The sequence below is a fragment of the Pseudomonas sp. RW409 genome (assembly GCF_003184125.1).
Classification (GTDB): Bacteria; Pseudomonadota; Gammaproteobacteria; order Pseudomonadales; family Pseudomonadaceae; genus Aquipseudomonas; species Aquipseudomonas chlororaphis_I.
In genome coordinates this window covers 1,167,315-1,187,114 of sequence record NZ_QHHP01000041.1, presented here as the reverse complement: position 1 = coordinate 1,187,114, position 19,800 = coordinate 1,167,315, and the positions used below count along the sequence as shown (strand labels likewise).

The 19,800-nt window shown below is 65.1% G+C and carries 12 protein-coding genes and 1 pseudogene; 10 read left to right on the top strand and 3 right to left on the bottom strand.

What is annotated here, in order from left to right; all coding sequences use genetic code 11:
• Positions 1-69: 69 nt before the first annotated feature.
• From DK261_RS25855 to DK261_RS33980, 5 genes and pseudogenes are all read left to right on the top strand, one after another.
• On the top strand, positions 70-2,274 hold the full coding sequence (locus DK261_RS25855) for a DUF1631 domain-containing protein (protein WP_110176765.1): 2,205 nt from the start codon (positions 70-72) through the stop codon (positions 2,272-2,274).
• A 62-nt stretch (positions 2,275-2,336) separates the two neighbouring features.
• The gene (gene ampD, locus DK261_RS25850) at positions 2,337-2,897 is read left to right on the top strand and encodes a 1,6-anhydro-N-acetylmuramyl-L-alanine amidase AmpD (protein ID WP_007922273.1); all 561 of its coding nucleotides are present in this window, start codon (positions 2,337-2,339) and stop codon (positions 2,895-2,897) included.
• Positions 2,894-3,730, top strand: coding sequence for a regulatory signaling modulator protein AmpE (gene ampE, locus DK261_RS25845; RefSeq protein WP_016701669.1), 837 nt, complete (start codon positions 2,894-2,896; stop codon positions 3,728-3,730). The genes ampD and ampE overlap by 4 nt, the downstream gene beginning before the upstream one ends.
• Before the next feature lie 238 nt (positions 3,731-3,968).
• Positions 3,969-5,060, top strand: a pseudogene (locus tag DK261_RS33985) (methyl-accepting chemotaxis protein); the annotation flags it as partial.
• Positions 5,037-5,966, top strand: a complete 930-nt coding sequence (locus tag DK261_RS33980) for a methyl-accepting chemotaxis protein (RefSeq protein ID WP_371923114.1) — start codon at positions 5,037-5,039, stop codon at positions 5,964-5,966. The pseudogene DK261_RS33985 and the gene DK261_RS33980, both read left to right, overlap by 24 nt.
• A 1-nt stretch (position 5,967) precedes the next feature.
• Here DK261_RS33980 and DK261_RS25835 read toward each other — a convergent pair whose 3' ends face one another.
• A complete protein-coding gene (locus tag DK261_RS25835) occupies positions 5,968-6,756 on the bottom strand; it encodes a TatD family hydrolase (protein ID WP_110176761.1) in 789 nt (262 codons plus the stop codon).
• Positions 6,757-6,758: 2 nt separating this feature from the next.
• Positions 6,759-7,754, bottom strand: a complete 996-nt coding sequence (gene cra, locus DK261_RS25830; protein ID WP_009046945.1) for a catabolite repressor/activator — start codon at positions 7,752-7,754, stop codon at positions 6,759-6,761.
• Positions 7,755-8,050: 296 nt separating this feature from the next.
• Here cra and ptsP point away from each other — a divergent pair, with 296 nt between their 5' ends.
• The 5 genes from ptsP (at position 8,051) to DK261_RS25805 (ending at position 16,960) form a co-directional block, all read left to right on the top strand.
• Entirely contained in the window at positions 8,051-10,912 is a 2,862-nt protein-coding gene (ptsP, locus tag DK261_RS25825; protein WP_009046946.1) for a phosphoenolpyruvate--protein phosphotransferase, read from the top strand.
• On the top strand, positions 10,912-11,853 hold the full coding sequence (gene pfkB / locus DK261_RS25820) for a 1-phosphofructokinase (protein WP_009046947.1): 942 nt from the start codon (positions 10,912-10,914) through the stop codon (positions 11,851-11,853). Before ptsP ends, pfkB begins: the two co-directional genes overlap by 1 nt.
• Positions 11,854-11,864: 11 nt before the next feature.
• A complete protein-coding gene (locus DK261_RS25815) occupies positions 11,865-13,607 on the top strand; it encodes a PTS fructose-like transporter subunit IIB (protein ID WP_041988879.1) in 1,743 nt (580 codons plus the stop codon).
• Positions 13,608-14,437: 830 nt separating this feature from the next.
• A complete protein-coding gene (locus tag DK261_RS25810; RefSeq protein ID WP_038582134.1) occupies positions 14,438-14,809 on the top strand; it encodes a DUF6124 family protein in 372 nt (123 codons plus the stop codon).
• 609 nt (positions 14,810-15,418) lie between these two features.
• Complete coding sequence (locus DK261_RS25805; protein WP_041988883.1) at positions 15,419-16,960, top strand: alkaline phosphatase; 1,542 nt, start codon at positions 15,419-15,421, stop codon at positions 16,958-16,960.
• A 119-nt stretch (positions 16,961-17,079) separates the two neighbouring features.
• Here DK261_RS25805 and DK261_RS25800 read toward each other — a convergent pair whose 3' ends face one another.
• Positions 17,080-19,608, bottom strand: coding sequence for a sulfite reductase flavoprotein subunit alpha (locus tag DK261_RS25800; protein WP_103330638.1), 2,529 nt, complete (start codon positions 19,606-19,608; stop codon positions 17,080-17,082).
• Positions 19,609-19,800 lie beyond the last annotated feature (192 nt).

Below are 19,800 nucleotides of genomic sequence, written 5' to 3'. Positions count from 1 at the left end.
TGGGACTCGACTGTGAGCGTCGAGCGACCTTTCATTGCGCGGCAGAGAAACACCTTTCAGGAGGCTTGGATGCACAACGACGGGAATGTAGTGCCTTTGCACAAGGCGGCTACGGATCAGGCGAACGCTTCGCCGCTCGCCCGCCTGCCTGTGATTCTGCTTCAGGTCCGTGACAAGGCCGCCCAGCAACTGCGCCATGGCCTGCAGGAACTGTTCGATAACGCCGACGACACCTTGTTCGAGATGGCCGACCGGGCCCAGAACAATGTCGACCAGAACACCTTTTTCGAAGCCATGCGCGACCTGCGCCTGAAACGCAAAAGCATCGAGCGCGGCTTCCTGGAAAAACTCTTCGAGGCCTTTGTCGGTCTGGTCCAGTACGACCCCGCGCCAGCGATCGCCCAGGCCGTCGCCTGCGTCCCATCCGCCGATACCTGCCGTGACGACCTGGAGCGCACCGTGGCCCTCGAGGCGATGGTCGCCAAGGCGGGCAACCGTGACGGTTTTGCCCTTGGCCAGCTCACCGCGCGCCTGAACGTGCTGCTGGGCAAGCACCTGGATGACCGCAGCAACCCCCTGGGCCCGGCCATGCTCTGCGAGTACTTCCTCGAATCCGGGCGCAACCTGGGGGTGGAGATCAAGGTCAAGCTGATCATTCTCAAGCTGTTCGAGCGTTATGTGCTCAGCGAGGCCGACCAGCTGTACGCCGAAGCCAACCAGCTGTTGGCCGCCACGGGCGTGTTGCCGGAGCTCAAGCCGGCGCCGGCGCGCCGGGCCCTCGACCAGGCGGCCGCGAGTATCCAGGCCACACCCGAGCCCGGCGTGGCGCAGATGGACGAGAGCGTTCAGGAAGTGTTCGCCGCCTTGCAGGAGCTGCTGTTGCATGTCCGCGGCAGCGTGGTGCCGACCCTGGAGGCGAGCGCCGAAACCCAGCCGATTTCCACCCGCGACCTGCTACGCCTGCTGTCTCACCTGCAGCACTATGTGCCGGCTGGCACCCAGGACGATTTCGACCTGCGTAACCACTTGGAACAGCTGCTGACCCGGGTCAGCGTGAAAAGCGGCAAGTCGCGGGTGGTCGGAGTGGCCGACGAGGATGTGATCAACCTGGTGGCCATGCTCTTCGAGTTCATCCTGGCCGATCGCAACCTGCCGGAATCCTTGAAGACCCTGATCGGCCGCTTGCAGATCCCCATGCTCAAGGTCGCGGTGCTGGACAAGAGCTTCTTCAGCCGCAGCAGCCATCCCGCCCGCCGCCTGCTCAACGAAATCGCCGCGGCGGCCATGGGCTGGGGCAGCTGCGACGATTATCAGCGCGACAGCCTGTACTTGCGGATCGAACAGGTGGTGCAGCGGTTGTTGAGCGACTTCGTCGACGACCCGGCGATCTTTTCCGAGCTGCTCGCCGAGTTTCTCGCCTTCACCAGCGACGAGCGGCGCCGCAGCGAGCTGCTGGAGCAGCGCACCCGTGATGCTGAAGAGGGGCGGGCCAAGGCCGAACTGGCGCGGCGTCGCGTCGAGCAGGCGTTGAACGAGGGACTGCTGGGCAAGGTCCTGCCCCTGACCGTCGTCGAGTTCGTGCAACAGGCCTGGAGCAAGGTCCTGTTGCTGACCTGTCTCAAGCATGGCGAGCACTCCAGCGAATGGCGCGAGGGCCTGCAGACCATGGAGCAACTGATCTGGAGCGTGCAGCGCCACACCGACCCGGATGCCGCCATGCAACTGCTGGCGCTGGTGCCCGACCTGCTCAAGGCGCTGCGCGACGGCTTGAACAGCGCGGCGTTCGATCCGTTCGCCACCAGCGAGTTCTTCAGCCAGCTGGAAGCCTTGCACTTGCAGGTATTCGAGCGCTTCGGCGAGAACGCCGGGCAGCATCGGCCGGGCGTGGCGGACGAGCAGCCGGCGATGGTCGCGGTCGAGGAACACATTGTCCTGCCCAGCGCTGAAGAGGGCCCGCTGGAGGCCGCGCCCCTGGCGCTGGCGCCCAATGATCCCGGCTTGCTGCGGGTCGAACAGCTGCGGCTGGGGGCCTGGGTCGAATTCCTCGAGGACGAGGACAACAGCGTGCGCTGCAAGCTGGCGGCCATCGTGCAACCCGGCGACAAGTACATCTTCGTCAACCGCACTGGCATGAAGGTGCTGGAGCGCACCCGGGTCGGCCTGGCCCTGGAGTTTCAGCGCGGGGCCGTGCGTCAGCTGGACGACACCTTGCTGTTCGACCGGGCGCTGGAGTCGGTGATTGGCAGTTTGCAGCGACTCAATCGCGGCAAGTGATCGCAACCTGGGCGTGGAACGCGGCATACTGAGCCGTCACAGGCTTCGTTGAAGGAATCGGTATGCAGTTGGACCCCGCAAGCGGCTGGTGTCACGGCGTTCGCCATTGCCCGTCACCCAATTTCAACGCACGCCCCGCGGATGAAATCTCCCTGCTGGTGATCCATAACATCAGCCTGCCGCCGGCCCAGTTCGCGACGGGCAAGGTGCAGGAATTCTTCCAGAACCGTCTTGATGTCACAGAGCATCCCTATTTTGCCGGGATTGCCGACCTGCGCGTGTCCGCGCATTTCCTGATCGAACGTGACGGAACCGTCACTCAGTTTGTCTCCTGTCTGGACCGCGCCTGGCACGCCGGCGTGTCGTGGTTCGACGGGCGCGAAAGCTGCAATGATTTCTCCCTGGGGATCGAACTGGAAGGTACCGACGAGTTGCCGTTCACCGATGCCCAGTACGACGCGCTGATTGCCTTGACCCGGCAGTTGCAGCAGGCCTTCAAGGCCATCACCCCACAGCGGATTTGTGGGCACAGCGATATCGCTCCGGGGCGCAAGACCGATCCGGGGCCCGGATTCGACTGGGTACGCTATCGCGCGGCCCTGAACGAAGGGGAAGGACAATGAGTTTTCTGGTGTTGTTGCTGGCGGTCTGGATCGAGAAGTTCTCGGCCTTGCGCCAGCGCGTTCAGCATGACGAGCCGTGGTTGCGCCAGCTGTTCCGGCAAGAGGCCAGCCCGCGTCTGGCCAAGCGTCCCTGGTGGGTGCTGGCCCTGCTGGTGCTGTTGCCGGCAATGCTGCTGGGGTTGCTGTTGCTGGTCCTGGAGCCGCTGGCCTACGGCCTGCTGGCGTTGCCGGTGCATCTGCTGGTGGTGATCTACAGCCTGGGGCGGGGCGACCTGCTGGGCGAACTCGGGCCGTTTCGCGATGCCTGGCGCCGCGAGGACCTGCAAGCCGCGGCGCACGTCGCCAAGCGCGACCTGGACATCTGCGCCGACAGTGGCGAGCAGTTGCTCGGGCAGGTTCAGGGGCACCTGCTGTGGCAGGCCTACCAGAGCTTTTTCGCGGTGATCTTCTGGTACTTCCTGCTGGGCCCGGTGGCCGCATTGAGTTATCGCCTGCTGGCGCTGGCCGCCGAGCACAGCAAGAACCCGGCGGTCGCCGAGCGCGCCGGGCAGCTGCGGCATGCCTTCGACTGGTTGCCGGTACGCCTGCTGGCGGCCAGCTTCGCCCTGGTGGGCAACTTCGTCGCGGTCAGCCGCGTGATGCTCCACGAACTGCTGAACTGGAACATCAGCGCCGCGCAGCTGGTGGAAAAGGTCGGCCTGGTCGCCGCGGAAATCCCCGCACCGATCACCGGGCCGGACGGCATTCTCAGCCTGGACCGGATCTGGGAGTTGTTGCTGCGGGCCGCGGTGCTCTGGTACGCCGCTTTCGCCCTGTGGACCGTGCTGCCCTGACGGCGAGCCGCGAGTGAGCGCTGGCGAGCCTCTCCGGTCTTGCCAGCGCAGATAAAGCCTTCCTTCTGTCCGCCGTCCCCGCAGTTAACCTTAAGTTACAAACCCTTTTGCCGATTTGAGCTATACAGAAGCAGCGCCAAATAGTGGCTATCTGCCGTCTTCGCGTACCTGCCAATAAAAATAAAAGCAAAAAGGGAGACTTCTTGTGAAGAGCTTGCTCTATCCCGCCATTGCCCTGATGAACCGCCTGAGCTTCGGCATGAAGTTCAGCCTGATCAGCGTGCTGTTTTTTCTGCCGATGCTGGTCACCAACTTCTATCTGGTGCGCGATTCCTACCGTGAATTCCAGGGCACCCAGGTCGAGCTGCAAAGCCTGGACCTGCTGGGCAGCAGCCTGACCCTGCGCCGCGACCTGGAAACCCTGAACAACCTGGTGCAGATCAACGCGACCCTGGGGCAGTCCGGCAAGGCCGGGGATATCGAGAGCAAGATAGTCGCCCTGGAAAAGTCCGTGCTCGAACGCTTGCAGGGCCTGGCCGCCGTCACCGTGGACCCTGAGCAGATCGGCGTGTTCGACGGCAAGCGCGATGAAATGATCGCCGCCTTCAAGGCGCAGCAGGCGGAAAGCTCGCTGCAAAGCAAAAGCGCGCTGATCGGCAAGCTCTTGGGCAGTGCGCAGATTTTCAGCCAGATCATCGCCAGCCAGTCCGGCCTGAGCCGCGATACCCAGAGCGATGTGCGGCAGTTGAGCGAGCTGGTGACCAGCGTCACGCCGCAGGTCACGCAGATTCTTGGCGAAGGGCGGGCGATGGGCGCGTATTCCCTGGGCCAGGGCTTTCTCAACTCATCCGCCAGCACCCGCTTCGACGAGTTGCTGGTGCAGATTGAGAAACTCCAGGCCGAATACGGCCTGAAACTGCAGGATGCGCTGGGCTCGAGCAAGGCCGCCCAAGGCGCGCTGGACGCCCTGGCCAGCGCCAGCAAAGGCAGCCTCAAGCAAGCCAGCGAGCTGTTCGAAGAACAGGTGGTGATGGCCGATACCCTGGACGCGCCCTGGCAGGGCTTTTATGACCAGGTCAGCGGGCTGATGGCGCAGACCTACCAGCTCAACGAGGCGACCCTGAAGTTTCTCGGCGAGGAGCTGCAGCAGCGGCTGGGGCAGAACCGTACGCAGATGGTGCTGCTGGTGGTGGCGCTGGCGGCGGTGTTCCTGCTGATCTTCTATCTCTATGGCGCGTTCTACGTCTCGACCCGCACCACCCTCAAGCGTCTGGGCGCGATGATGGACAAGGTGGCGGCCGGTGACATGACCGTCACCTTCAATGCCCAGAGCCGCGACGAGCTGGGAGAGTTGGGCACGGTGTTCAACGGCACCGTGGCGAAGATCCACGACCTGATCGAGCTGGTGGGCAAGACCGTCGGCGAGGTCGAACGCCAGGCCGGGCAGGTGGAAGCCGTGTCGGCCCAGAGCAACCAGGCGGTCGCCGGGCAGCGCAGCCAGATCGAACAGGTGGCGACGGCGATGAACCAGATGTCCGCCACGTCCCAGGAAGTCGCGCGTAGCGCCGCCGCGGCGGTCAGCAGCGCCCACAGCGTCAACGACGAGACCATCAGCGGGCGCGGGCTGGTGGAATCCCAGCAAGGCAGCATTGCCCAACTGGCCAGCGAGATCGACCAGTCGGTGCTGGTGATCAATCAACTGGCCAGCGACAGCCAGGCCATCAGCCGGGTGCTGGAGGTGATCAAGAGCATCGCCGAACAGACCAACCTGCTGGCGCTCAACGCCGCCATCGAAGCGGCCCGCGCTGGCGAGCAGGGGCGGGGCTTCGCGGTGGTGGCCGACGAAGTGCGGACCCTGGCCAAGCGCACCCAGCAATCGACCGAGGAAATCGAGCAGATGATCGTCAAGCTCCACGGCGGCGTGGGGGCGGCGGTCAAGGCCATGGGCATCAGCCATCAGATGGCCAATGGCACGGTCGGGCAATCGGAAAAGGTCCAGCAGGCGCTGGAGAACATCCTCGGCGCGGTGGGCATGATCGTCGACCAGAACCAGCAGATCGCCGCGGCGGTAGAGCAGCAGACCGCGGTGGCCCACGACATCGATCAGAACATCGTCGAGATCAACCGCGCCGGCGAGCGCACCGCCGAAGGCGCGTACCAGACCGAAAACGCCAGCCGCCAGCTGTCGGCGCAGGTGGTGCAGTTGAAGCAGTTGATCAGCGCATTCAGGGTCTGATTCAGGCGTTGTGGGGCCAGCCGAACAGCGCGCAGGCGTTGGCGGTACTGGCCGCCGCCAGCTGTTCGGGGTTGACGGCCATGATCTCGGCCAGGGCCGCACAGATCTCCGGCAGGTGTTGCGGGCTGTTGCGCTGGTTGGGGTACATGGCGGGCGCCATGTCCGGCGAGTCGGTTTCCAGCACCACCGCGTCCAGCGGCAAGTCGGCGATGACCTTGCGCAGGCGCAGCGCCTGGGGCCAGGTCGCGGCGCCCCCCAAGCCCAGCTTGAACCCCAGCTTGAGGTATTCGCGGGCTTCTTCGCGGCTGCCGGCGAAGGCGTGGATGATGCCGGCGCGCTTGAGCTTGAAGCGCTTGAGGGTGGCAATCACCGCGGCATGGCTGCGCCGTACATGGAGCAAGGCCGGTAGCTGGAAGTCCGCGGCCAGTTGCAGTTGCGCTTCGAACAACTGCTGCTGGCGCTGGCGATCCAGCTGTTCGAGAAAATAATCCAGGCCGAACTCACCCACCGCGCACAACTGCGGATGGCCCGCCAGGCGGGTCAGCCAGTCGCCCAGTTCACGCAGGTCGGCCGGGCTGTGCTCGTCGAGATAGACTGGGTGCAGGCCGAAGGCGGCATGCAGGTCGGCATCGCTCTGCACCAATTCCCACAGTCGCTGCCAATTGCGCTGATAGACTCCCAGCACCACCATCCGCCGCACGCCGCGGGCGCGGCTGGCCGCCAGCAGCGCCTGGCGATCCGCGTCGAAATCCGGAAAATCCAGATGGGTGTGGCTGTCGATCAGCTCCACGGTCAAGCCTCGTGAATGCGCTGCTTGAAGGTCCGGGCGATGGCGTTCACGCCGGGTTGGTAATGGGCTTCTTCAATGGCGGCCAGGGCCAGTTGCAGGGCCTTGTCGGCAATCAGCTGGTGCTGCTGGGCCATGGCGTTCACCGGCAGCGGCAGGAAGTCCAGCAACTGGGTATCGCCGAAGGTGCCCAGGCGCAGCGGGCGCGACTTGAGCGGGAAGTCGTGCAGCGCGTCGAATACCCCTTGCAGCAGCACATAGGAGGTGGTCACCAGGGCATCCGGCAGGTGGCCCAGGCGCTCCAGCAACGCTTCCATCAGCTGGCGACCGCAGTCGCGGCTGAAGGCTTCGCCCTGTTCGATCAGCACCTGGCCGTCGAAACCTTCCAGCGCCTGCTTGAAGCCGGCGGCGCGTTCCTGGCTGATGCCCAGCTCGGGGCGGGCGCCGATCAGGGCGATCTGCCGCGGCTGGGGCTGCAACAGGCTGCGGGTCAGGTGCAGGCTGGCTTGTTGATCGTCGCTGATCACCGAGCAGAAAAACTCCGGCTCCATCACCCGGTCGATGGCGATGATCGGCAGGCCCTGGGCCTGCAACAGGCGATAGGTGTCATCCTCGGGCGGCAGGCAGCTGGCGACGAACAGCGCGTCGCAGCGGCGCGCGCGGAACAGTTGCAGCAGCTGCCGCTCGCTGTCCGGGGCATCGTCGGAGCTGGCGATCAGCAGCTGGTAGCCACGGGCGCGGGCGCCTTGCTCAAGCAGCTTGGCAATGCGCGCGTAACTGGGGTTTTCCAGGTCTGGCAGGATGAAACCCAGGGTCCGGGTCCGCCGGCTGCGCAGCCCGGCGGCCTGAGGGTTGGGCGTGAAGCCATGTTCCTCGACCACCGCCCGGACCCGTTCGACGGTCGCGTTGCTGATACGTTGCTGTTCGGCCTTGCCGTTGATGACGTAGCTGGCGGTGGTGACGGACACACCGGCCAGTCTGGCGATATCACTGAGTTTCAACCCGGGTTTTCCTTGTTTTCTGGAGCTTGCCCCGACATTTTCGCCAATCCTAACCGATATAGGCAGGCGACCAATGTCGGAACATGCAGCCGACAGGTAGGGCTTCAAGGATGGAAGATTATCGAGTAACGTGCCCAATATTCTAGATTAAACGTTTCAGCACGCGTATTTTCTAGGGGTATGGGCAGACGGGAACAGGGCCTTGCCAAGCCGGCGGTCCCGTTTGTGGCATTAAAGCCGCCTGACTGATTCACTCAAAACAATACCTAGCGCCCCGGCGCTAAATAGGAGAAAGCATGCTCGAGCTCACTATTGAGCAGATATCCATGGGCCAGTCGGCTGTGGATAAGTCCGCTGCACTGCACCTGCTCGCCGACAAACTGGTGGCCGACGGCCTGGTCGCCGAAGGTTACCTGGCTGGCCTGCAGGCCCGCGAAGCCCAGGGCTCGACCTTTCTCGGTCAAGGTATTGCCATCCCCCACGGCACCCCGGAAACCCGCGACCAGGTGTTCGCCACCGGCGTGCGTCTGTTGCAGTTCCCCGAGGGCGTGGACTGGGGCGATGGCCAGATCGTCTACCTGGCGATCGGCATCGCCGCAAAATCCGACGAACACCTGCGCCTGCTGCAACTCCTGACCCGCGCCCTCGGCGAAACCGACCTGGGCCAGGCCCTGCGCCGCGCCAGCTCGCCGGAAGCCTTGCTGAAACTGCTGCAAGGCGCGCCGCAGGAGCTGGCGCTGGATGCGCAGATGATTGGCCTGGGCGTGGCCGCCGAAGACTTCGAAGAGCTGGTGTGGCGTGGCGCCCGCCTGCTGCGCCAGGCCGACTGCGTGAGCAACGGTTTTGCCGCGGTGCTGCAACAGGTCGAGGCGCTGCCCCTGGGCGATGGCCTGTGGTGGCTGCACAGCGAGCAGACCGTCAAGCGCCCGGGCCTGGCCTTCGTCACCCCGGACAAACCGATTCGCTACCTCGGCCAGCCATTGGCCGGGCTGTTCTGCCTGGCCAGCCTGGGCGAGGCCCATCAGGCCCTGCTGGAACGCCTGTGCGCGCTGTTGATCGAAGGCCGCGGCCATGAACTGGGCCGGGCCACCAGCAGCCGCGCGGTATTGGAAGTGCTGGGCGGCGAACTGCCGGCCGACTGGCCGAGCGCGCGCATCGTCCTGGCCAACGCCCACGGCTTGCATGCGCGCCCGGCGAAGATCCTCGCGCAACTGGCGAAAAGCTTCGAGGGCGAGGTCCGTGTGCGGATCCTCGACGCGCCGGGCTCCGCGGTTTCGGTGAAGAGCCTGAGCAAACTGCTGAGCCTCGGCGCCCGCCGTGGCCAGACCCTGGAGCTGATCGCCGAACCGAACATCGCCGCCGACGCCCTGCCAGCCTTGCTGGCGGCCATCGCCGAAGGATTGGGGGAAGAAGTCGAACCGGTTCCAGAAGCCAGCGTGCCCCAGGAAGTGCCGGAAGAAGTCGAGGTGCCCATCAGCGCGCCGGCTTCCGGCAGCCTGGTCCAGGCCATCCCGGCGGCCCCCGGCATCGCCATCGGCCCGGCGCATATCCAGGTGATCCAGCCGTTCGACTACCCGCTGCGCGGCGAATCCACCGCCATCGAGCGCGAGCGCCTGCAAGGAGCCCTGGCCGAGGTCCGGCATGACATCGACGGCCTGATCCAGCGCAGCAAGGCCAAGGCCATTCGCGAGATTTTCGTCACCCACCAGGAAATGCTCGACGACCCGGAACTGACCGACGAAGTCGACACCCGCCTCAAGCAGGGCGAAAGCGCCGAAGCGGCCTGGATGACCGTGATCGAAGCCGCCGCCCGGCAGCAGGAAGCCTTGCACGACGCGCTGCTGGCCGAACGCGCCGCCGACCTGCGGGACATCGGCCGGCGGGTGCTGGCGCAGTTGTGTGGCATTGAAACTCCGACCGAGCCGGATGAGCCCTACATCCTGGTGATGGATGAAGTCGGACCGTCGGACGTGGCGCGCCTCGATCCGGCGCGGGTCGCCGGCATTCTCACCGCCCGTGGCGGCGCCACTGCGCACAGTGCGATCGTCGCCCGCGCCCTGGGGATTCCGGCGCTGGTCGGTGCCGGTGCCGGCGTGTTGCTGCTCAAGCCGGGTACACCGCTGCTGCTCGATGGCCAGCGCGGTCGCCTGCATGTGGATGCCGATGCCAGCACCCTGCAACGGGCCACCGAAGAGCGCGACACCCGCGAACAACGGCTCAAGGCCGCCGCCGAGCAACGCCATCAACTGGCGCACACCACCGACGGCCATCACGTCGAAGTCTTCGCCAACATCGGCGAAAGCGCCGGGGTGGCCAGCGCCGTGGAAAACGGCGCCGAAGGCATCGGCCTGCTGCGCACCGAACTGATTTTCATGGCTCACCCGCAAGCGCCGGACGAAGCCACCCAGGAAGCCGAATACCGCCGCGTGCTCGATGGCCTGGCCGGGCGGCCGTTGGTGGTGCGTACCCTGGATGTCGGTGGCGACAAGCCGCTGCCGTACTGGCCGATCGCCAAGGAAGAAAATCCCTTCCTCGGCGTGCGCGGCATCCGCCTGACCCTGCAACGCCCGCAGATCATGGAAGCCCAGCTGCGCGCCTTGCTGCGCTCGGCGGATAACCGCCCGCTGCGGATCATGTTCCCCATGGTCGGCAGCGTCGATGAATGGCGCGCCGCCCGCGACATGACCGAGCGCCTGCGCCAGGAAATCCCGGTGGCCGACCTGCAACTGGGGATCATGATCGAAGTGCCGTCCGCCGCCTTGCTGGCGCCGGTGCTGGCCAAGGAAGTGGACTTCTTCAGCGTCGGCACCAACGACCTGACCCAATACACCCTGGCCATCGACCGTGGTCACCCGACCCTGTCGGCCCAGGCCGACGGCCTGCACCCGGCGGTGCTGCAACTGATCGACATCACCGTGCGCGCGGCCCATGCCCACGGCAAGTGGGTCGGCGTGTGCGGCGAGCTGGCGGCCGATCCGCTGGCGGTGCCGGTGCTGGTCGGCCTGGGTGTGGACGAACTGAGCGTCTCCGGACGCAGCATCGCCGAGGTCAAGGCACGCATTCGCGAGCTCAGCCTGACCCAGGCACAAACCCTTGCGGAGCAGGCCCTGGCCGTCGGCAGCGCGAACGATGTGCGTGCCCTTGTGGAGGCCATGTAATGGCAAAGATTCTTACCCTGACCCTGAATCCGGCGCTGGACCTCACCGTCCAGCTGGCGCGCCTGGAACCGGGGCAGGTCAACCGCAGCGAAGCCATGCACACCCACGCCGCCGGCAAGGGCGTGAACGTGGCCCAGGTGCTGGCCGACCTTGGCCATCAGCTGACCGTCAGCGGCTTCCTCGGTGAAGACAATCCCCAGGCGTTCGAGGCGTTGTTCGCCCGCCGCGGTTTTGTCGACGCCTTTATCCGTGTGCCCGGGGAGACCCGCAGCAACATCAAGCTGGCCGAGCAGGACGGGCGCATCACCGATCTCAACGGCCCCGGCCCGGAGGTCGACGAAGCGGCGCAACAGGCCTTGCTCGCACGTCTGGAACAGATCGCCCCGGGGCATGACGCGGTGGTGGTGGCCGGCAGCCTGCCGCGCGGCGTCAGCCCGCAATGGCTGCACGCCTTGCTGACCCGCCTCAAGGCGCTGGGGCTGAAAGTGGCGCTGGACACCAGCGGCGAAGCCCTGCGTGCTGGCCTGGCCGCCGGGCCCTGGCTGGTCAAGCCCAATACCGAGGAGCTGGCCGAGGCCCTGGACAGCCCGGTGCTGTCGCTGGCGACCCAGGCCGAAGCCGCCAGGCGCCTGCACGCCCAGGGCGTCGAGCATGTGGTGATTTCCCATGGCGCCGAAGGCGTGAACTGGTTCAGTGCCGCGCCGGCCCTGCAGGCGCTGCCGCCCAAGGTCAGCGTGGCCAGCACCGTCGGCGCCGGCGACTCGTTGCTGGCCGGCATGCTCCACGGCCTGCTCAGCGCCCACGCTTTCGAACAGACCCTGCGCACCGCCACGGCCATCGCCGCCATGGCCGTGACCCAGATCGGTTTCGGCATCACCGATGCCGCGCAGTTGGCACAGCTTGAACAGGGGGTGCGCGTTCATCCCCTCATAGAACAATAAGAGGGTTGGTCATGAAGTTAGCCATTGTTACCGCCTGCCCGAACGGCATGGTCACCAGTGTGCTGTGCGCCCGGTTGCTGGACGCCGCGGCCCAGCGCCAGGGCTGGAGCACCAGCGTCGAAGTGCATGACGAGGCGCACCCGGAACGGCAGTTGTCGTCCGCCACCCTCGAAGCGGCCGAATGGGTGCTGGTGGTCAGCACCGGGCCCTTGGACATGTCGCGGTTTGTCGGCAAGCGGGTGTTCCAGAGCTCGCCCTCAGTGGCCCTGCAGGACGTCGACGGCGTGCTGCGGCGCGGCGCCGAGGAGGCCCAGGTGTATGTCGCGGCCGCAGCCGTGGCCGAGCCGGCACCGGCCAGCAAAAGCGCGCCCCGGCTGGTGGCTGTCACCGCCTGCCCGACCGGCGTGGCCCATACCTTCATGGCGGCCGAGGCCTTGCAACAGACTGCCAAGCGCCTGGGTTATGAGCTGCAAGTGGAAACCCAGGGTTCGGTCGGCGCACGCAACCCGTTGAGCGCCGAGGCCATTGCCGCGGCGGACGTGGTGCTGCTGGCGGCGGATATCGAAGTACCCACCGAGCGCTTCGCCGGCAAGAAGATTTACCGTTGCGGCACCGGCATCGCCCTCAAGCAATCCGAGGCCACCCTGAACAAGGCCCTGGCCGAAGGCCAGGTGGAATCGGCAGCGGCGGGCGCTGCCGCAGCCCCGGCCAAGCAGGAGAAAACCGGGGTCTACAAGCACCTGCTGACGGGGGTGTCGTTCATGCTGCCGATGGTGGTGGCGGGTGGTTTGATGATCGCCCTGTCCTTCGTCTTCGGTATCACCGCGTTCAAGGAAGAGGGCACCCTGGCCGCCGCCCTGATGCAGATCGGCGGCGACACCGCGTTCAAGCTGATGGTGCCGCTGCTGGCCGGTTACATCGCCTATTCCATCGCCGACCGGCCGGGCCTGGCGCCGGGGATGATTGGCGGCATGCTTGCCAGCACGTTGGGGGCAGGGTTTATCGGCGGGATCATTGCCGGTTTTATCGCCGGTTATACGGCCAAAGCCATCAGCAAATACGCGCGCTTGCCCCAGAGCCTGGAGGCCTTGAAGCCGATCCTGATCATCCCGTTGTTGGCTAGCCTGTTCACCGGCCTGGTGATGATCTATGTGGTGGGCAAACCGGTGGCCGGGATGCTTGCTGGCCTGACCCATTTCCTCGACAGCATGGGCACCACCAACGCGATCCTGCTGGGGGTGTTGCTCGGCGGCATGATGTGCGTCGACCTCGGCGGGCCGATCAACAAGGCGGCCTATGCCTTCTCCGTGGGGTTGCTGGCGTCGCAGAGTTATGCACCGATGGCGGCGACCATGGCCGCCGGCATGGTGCCGCCGATCGGCCTGGGCATCGCGACCTTTATCGCCCGGCGCAAATTTGCCCAGAGCGAGCGGGAAGCGGGCAAGGCGGCGCTGGTGCTGGGGCTGTGCTTTATCTCCGAAGGCGCGATTCCATTCGCCGCCAAGGACCCGTTGCGAGTGATCCCGGCAAGCATCGCCGGCGGCGCGCTGACCGGGGCGCTGTCGATGTATTTCGGCTGCAAACTGATGGCGCCCCATGGTGGGTTGTTTGTGATGCTGATTCCGAATGCGATCAACCACGCATTGCTGTATTTGCTGGCGATTGTGGCGGGGAGTTTGTTGACGGCGGTGGTGTATGCGGTGGTGAAGCGGCCGGAGGCGACCGAGCTGGCGCTGGAGCCGGTCAAGGCCTGACCTTTGTGTTTGCGGTTTACCTCGATGGCGCCCTCAGTGGCGCCATCGTTGTTTCTGTCGATCGCTGACCCTGTAGGAGCGAGGCTTGCCCGCGATAGCGTCCGTACTGGCGCTGCATTTTTTGGACGGGGTACATATCCATTCCTGCGGTAACGGCGGCTTATGGTTTCGCCCTTACGGCGACTCACTTTTTACAAACGCCTAAAAAGTAAGCAAAAACGCTTGCCGGTATGACTCACCCACATAGGTAACAAACGAGTTCAAGCACATAGGTAACAGTTTTTAACTGGCAGGGTCGATTCCGAGGATCTGACCATGCCGTGGTGAGAGCTGAACCCTGTAGCCGCTGCCGAGCCTGCGAGGCTGCGATCGACTGCGCAGCAGGCGCAGCAGGCGCAGGATCTTGAGGCCGCTGGAGGACCTTCGGTCCTATCGCAGCCTGCGGCAGCGGCTACAGGGACCGTGGGTATCAGGCCCTGCGGATGACAGTTTTGTCGTGTAAGACGCTGTCTGAAAGTGAGGCGCTTCGCTTTCCTTTGTAAGGCTTTTCCGAGAAACTCCGGGCCGCTTGCGTCTGGTAATGGCGCTGTCTAGCCTCGGGTTCGTCACCGACTTTTTCGGTGATCGGGTCTAGCAGCCCGGGTCAAGCTGCAAGCCGCACCATCAGCACTGCATTTTCCATTTGCAGTGTTCTGCTATGGCGGCTGTGCGTGGGAGCGCCTGCGGGCGCGCCGGTTTCCTTGACCCGGTCTGCTAGCCCGCGTACAGCCGCCACCTTTCTATATCGTCTAGCAGCGGTGGGTGGTGGCTTCATGTCGAGGAGCCACATCATGAAAAAGCTCGTCCCCGATCCACCCGTTTCCGTGTCGTTCTCGCGCCGCAATCCAGACCACGATCAGGCCAATGAGCAGGTCCGTCAGGCGTTGGCCAACCATCCTGTGGAAGGCTCGTTGCTCGCTGCCTTGAAACCCACCGCCGCGGGTCCTGCGGGTAACGATTCGCTCTTTACCGTCCGCCCAGGCATCAGCGCCGAAGAGGCGTTGCTTCACGTTTCCATGCTGCTCAAGTCCGCCGAGGAGGTTTCCGACGAGATCACCGAGCACGCCAGCGGTATCGAGCGTGGCCTGATCTGGTCGCTGGTGCATTCCGTGGAGATGGCGCGTGGTGTGGTGGATGCCTTGCTCGATGGCAATCGTCTTTGATCTGAAATGACTGCCGCAGGCTGCGATCGATTTTGAAGAGGGCGCAGGATCTTGAGATTGCAGGAGGACCTTCGGTCCTATCGCAGCCTCGCGGGCTCGGCAGCGGCTACAGGGACCGTGGGTATATCGGGGCCTTTTGTAGGAGCGAGCTTGCTCGCGAGCAGATCGTTCGGATGACGCGTTGGACCTTGTAGGACGCTGTTTGAAAGTGCGGCTCTTCACTTTCTTGTGTAAGGCCTTTCCGAGAAACGCTGGGCCACTTGCGCCTGGGAAAGGTGCTGTCTAGCCTCGGGTTTGTCTCTGGTTTTTCAGTGATTGGCTTTAGTCGGATTCTGTTCTGGCGGCTGAACGTGGGGCACCCTCGGGTGCGCCGGGCTCCTGAGCCCCGGTCTGCTAACCCGCGTCCAGTTGCCATCCTCAATCGTTTAGTTATTCCATGACTCGCAATGCTCGGCTGTAACACCGCAGTTCATCAGACAGGTGGCGTTATCGTTGACGGCCATCGCGAGCAAGCTCGCTCCTACAGTAGAGGCGGGGTGTGGGGTTTGTCATACGCAGTTCATCCACACTGGCTAAGGTTTGCTTTTGACATTAGGTCAGGGAGCAACCATGAGCGATTTCACTCTCGGTCGGCGGCGTTTGATTCAGGTGGCGGGGGCAGGGCTGTTGCTGCCGGGGTTGGCGCCGGCGGTGATTGCCTCGGGCAAGGACCGGCCGAAGATGGTCGATGGCGTGCAGTCCGGGGATCTGCTCGGCGATCGGGCGATGGTCTGGAGCCGTACCGACCGGCCGGCGCGGATGGTGGTGGAGTGGGATACCCGCAGCCTGTTCAGCAACCCGCGCAAGTTTGTCTCACCCCTGGCCGATGCCCGCACCGACTTTACCGCGCGGGTCGAGTTGGGCGGGCTGCCCACCGACCAGGCGATTTTTTATCGGGTGTATTTCGAGGATGCCCAGACCGGCGTGCGCAGCAAGCCCTGGTTCGGCCATTTGCGCAGCGTGCCGCAGACCCGTCGCGATATCCGCTTTGTGTGGAGCGGCGACACTGTCGGCCAGGGCTTCGGCATCAACCCGGACATCGGCGGCATGCGCATCTACGAGGCCATGCGCCGGCGCCTGCCGGACTTTTTTATCCACAGCGGCGACACCATTTACGCCGACGGCCCGGTACCGGCGCAACTGACCACCGAGAACGGCCGGGTGTGGCGCAATATCACCACCGAGGCCAAGAGCAAGGTCGCCGAGACCCTCGACGAATACCGCGGCAACTACCGCTACAACCTGCTGGACGAGAACGTACGGCGCTTCAACGCCGAGGTGCCGCAGATCTGGCAGTGGGACGACCATGAGGTGGTCAACAACTGGTCGCCGAGCAAGGTGCTGGATGAGCGTTACACCACTAAAGATATCCACACCCTGGTGGGCCGTGCGCGGCAGGCCTGGCTGGAATACGCGCCGATGCGCTTGCAGAGCGCCGATCAGGGCGGGCGGATCTATCGCAAGCTGAGCTACGGGCCGCTGCTGGATGTGTTCGTGCTGGACATGCGCAGCTATCGCGGCGGCAACGACGACAATCTCGGCGCGGCCAAGCCGTTCCTCGGCCGCGAACAGTTGGATTGGCTCAAGCAAGGGCTCAAGCACTCCAAGGCGCAGTGGAAGGTGGTGGCGGCCGACATGCCTATCGGCCTCGGCGTGCCGGACGGCGAGGTCAGCCCCGGCGTGCCGCGCTGGGAGGCAATCGCCAACGGCGACCCGGGCCCGGCCCAGGGCCGCGAGCTGGAGATCGCCGAGCTGCTGGCGTTCCTGCGCAAGCACAAGGTGCGCAACCATGTGTGGCTGACGGCGGACGTGCATTACTGCGCGGCGCACCACTACCACCCGGACCGCGCGGCGTTCCAGGATTTCGAGCCGTTCTGGGAATTCGTCGCCGGGCCTTTGAATGCCGGCAGTTTCGGGCCCAACGCGCTGGACAAGACCTTCGGCCCGGAGGTGGTGTTCCAGAAGGCGCCGCCGGCGCAGAACACCTCGCCGTTTGCTGGGTTCCAGTTCTTCGGCGAAGTGCAGATCGAAGGGCAGAGCGGGGAGTTGAAGGTGATCCTGCGGGACCTGGACGGGGTGGCGGTGTTCGAGCGCAAGTTGCAGCCGGTTTGATCACGTACCGGCTTCTGTAGGAGCGAGGCTTGCCCGCGATGGGCGCGACGCGGTGTGTCTGAAACACCGCGTTATCGTTCATCGCGGGCAAGCCTCGCTCCTACAGAAGCATCAGTGGGTCAGTAGACGTCGCGGCGATAGCGGCCTTGCTCGATCAGCCGTTCGACGACCTCGGCGCCCAGCACTTCGTTGAGCACTTGATCCACCCCCGAGGCCATGCCTTGCAGGCTGCCGCAGATGTAGATCGAGGCGCCGTCGGCCAGCCATTGCTTGAGGCGTTCGGCCTGTTGGCGCAGGCGGTCCTGGACATAGATCTTCTCTGCCTGATCGCGGGAGAAGGCCAGGTCCAGGCGGCGCAGGTCGCCGGCGGTCAGCCATTCCTGCAGCTCGTCCTTGCAGTAGAAATCATGCTCGGCGTTGCGCTCGCCGAAGATCAGCCAGTTGTCTTGCTGGCCCTCGGCGATGCGCGCCTTGAGCAGGCTGCGCAAGCCGGCCAGGCCCGTGCCGTTGCCCAACAGGATCAGCGGACAAGGCTCGGCCGGAGGATGGAAGCCGCTGTTGCGCCGCACTCGCAGGCTGATGCTGGAGCCGACCGGCGCATGCTCGGTGAGCCAGCCGGAGCCGATGCCCAGGCTGCCATCGGGGTGGCGTTCCTGGCGCACCAGCAGTTCCAGCTGGCCGTCGCTGGCCAGCGAAGCGATGGAGTATTCGCGCATCGCCAGCGGGACCAGGGCATCCACCAGCGCCTGGGCGTGCAGGCCCACCAGATGGGCACGGTTTTCCGGGAGCTGGCGGCTGGCCAGGGCCTGGGTCAGGGTTTCCGTCAGGCCGTCGAGCTGCACCGTGGCGCTGCCGTCCAGGCCCAGGCCGTCGAGGAAGAACTCGATGGCCCATGCGCAGTTGCGCGGCAGCACTTCCACCAGGTCGCCGGCCAGCCAGCTGCTCGGTTGTGGTGGCGTCAGGCCCAACAGGTAGACGCCGGAGCCGCTGCTGTCGGGGTTGAGCAGCAGGCGCTGGTTCAGGGTCCAGTTGTCGTAGGCGGGCGCCTGCCACAGGTCCACTGGCGCTTGTCCGATCAACTGGCCCAGTTGCTGCTGCCAGTGGCGCAGGGCGTAGCTGTCGCCGCTGTCGACTTCCACCGGGGCGAACAGGGTGTTGCCGCCATGCTCGGCCAGCCAGCCATGCAGGCGCTTGGCAAAGCCGCAGAAGTGCGGGTATTGCCGGTCGCCCAGGCCCAGTACGGCGTACTTGAGGTTGTCCAGGGACAAGGCGCGGCTCAGCACCTTGCGCTCGAAGCCCCGGGCGCTGTCCGGCGCTTCGCCGTCGCCGAAGGTGCTGACCACGAACAATGCGTTCTGGGTATTCAGCAGGTCTTGCTCGCTGACGCTGGCCAGCGGCTGGACCCTGGCCGGTACGCCCGCGGCCTGCAATTGCCCGGCAGTCTGCCAGGCCAGTTGTTCGGCGAAACCGCTCTGGCTGGCGAAGCCAATCAGCCAGGCCGAGGCATCGCCGGTGTCGGCGCTCAGGCCCTGGCGCGCGTCCTTGATCTGGCGTTTCTTGCGCCGGCGATCCAGGTACAGCAGCCAGCCGGTGATAAAGAACAGCGGCATGGTCAGCGAAGCGATAGTCACCAGGATGCGCCCGACGATACCGAAGTAGCTGCCCACGTGCAGGGCATAGAGGCTGGTCAGCAACTGGGCCTTGAGGCTCTTGTCACTGTAGCGGTCATGGCGGCTGACCACGCCGCTGTTCGGGTCGATAGTGATCTGGTTCAGCGCGCGGTCGTGGGGCGAATGCTTGAGCAGATAGAACACGGTCGCCGGCTTGCCGGCCACCGCGGGCATGCGGATGTTGTAGGAACTCAGGTCCTTGCCGGCGGTGCTGTAGATGCCCAGCCACATGGCGTTGTAGTCGGCGGTCGGCGCCGGGCCCTGGGGCGGCGCGCCCCGGCCGCCCTTCATGCGCTGGCCCTGTGGCGAGTCGGCCAGCAGTTTGTTCAGGCCCTTGTTGTACCACTCGTAGGACCAGGACAAGCCAGTCAGTGCCGCCAATAGATAGAACAGCAGGCACCAGGTCCCGGCCACGGCGTGCAGGTCCCAGTTGAAGCCACGGCCTTTTTTCGCCCAGTCCAGGGTCAGCCAGGCGCGCCAGCTCGCCACCTGGCGCGGCCAGCGCAGGTACAGGCCGGACAGGCAGAAGAAGATCAGGATCAGGGTGCAGGCGCCGGTGATCTGCCGGCCGCTGTCGCCCATGGCCAGGAAACGGTGCAGCTGCAGCATCAGGCCGAAGAAGTCCTGGCCCAGGGCGGCGCCCATGAATTCGCCGGTGTAGGGGTCGAAATAGCGCATCTCGCCGCGGCGCTGGCCCGGCGGCGGGGTGAACCAGACGCGGGCGGCATTGCCGCTGTCGGCTTCCACGGTGAGCATCGACACGGTCTTGCCCGAGGCAGCCTGGATTTTTTCCACCAGCTCGGCGGGTGGCAGGACGCCAGCCGGCTGTTTTTCCACCAGCAGTGTGGAGGGGTTGAGGGCACGCAGGACTTCATCCTGGAACGACACGGTCGCTCCGGTAATGCCCATCAAGGCCAGGACCAGGCCGGCGCTGATGCCGAAAAACCAGTGCAACTGGAACAGGGTTTTCTTCAACACATCGACCGCCTCGTTGGTTCTGTAAGTCTGTGCACGGCGCGCATTATGCCGTGAGTTGTCGAGAAACATTCTTTCTTACGCACAAAAGCCCCACTCACCGAAGTGGATGGGGCTTGCGTGGGTGTAGCCGCTGCCGAAGGCTGCGATAGGCCGGGGTCGCGCTCGACACGCAGGTCCTCCAGCGATCTTGAG

Coding starts and splice junctions, on each gene's coding strand:
- pfkB (WP_009046947.1), top strand. CDS start 10,912: ATGGCAAAGATTCTTACCCTGACCCTGAATCCGGCGCTGGACCTCACC.
- ptsP (WP_009046946.1), top strand. CDS start 8,051: ATGCTCGAGCTCACTATTGAGCAGATATCCATGGGCCAGTCGGCTGTG.
- ampD (WP_007922273.1), top strand. CDS start 2,337: ATGCAGTTGGACCCCGCAAGCGGCTGGTGTCACGGCGTTCGCCATTGC.
- DK261_RS25805 (WP_041988883.1), top strand. CDS start 15,419: ATGAGCGATTTCACTCTCGGTCGGCGGCGTTTGATTCAGGTGGCGGGG.
- DK261_RS25855 (WP_110176765.1), top strand. CDS start 70: ATGCACAACGACGGGAATGTAGTGCCTTTGCACAAGGCGGCTACGGAT.
- DK261_RS33980 (WP_371923114.1), top strand. CDS start 5,037: ATGACCGTCACCTTCAATGCCCAGAGCCGCGACGAGCTGGGAGAGTTG.
- ampE (WP_016701669.1), top strand. CDS start 2,894: ATGAGTTTTCTGGTGTTGTTGCTGGCGGTCTGGATCGAGAAGTTCTCG.
- DK261_RS25810 (WP_038582134.1), top strand. CDS start 14,438: ATGAAAAAGCTCGTCCCCGATCCACCCGTTTCCGTGTCGTTCTCGCGC.
- DK261_RS25815 (WP_041988879.1), top strand. CDS start 11,865: ATGAAGTTAGCCATTGTTACCGCCTGCCCGAACGGCATGGTCACCAGT.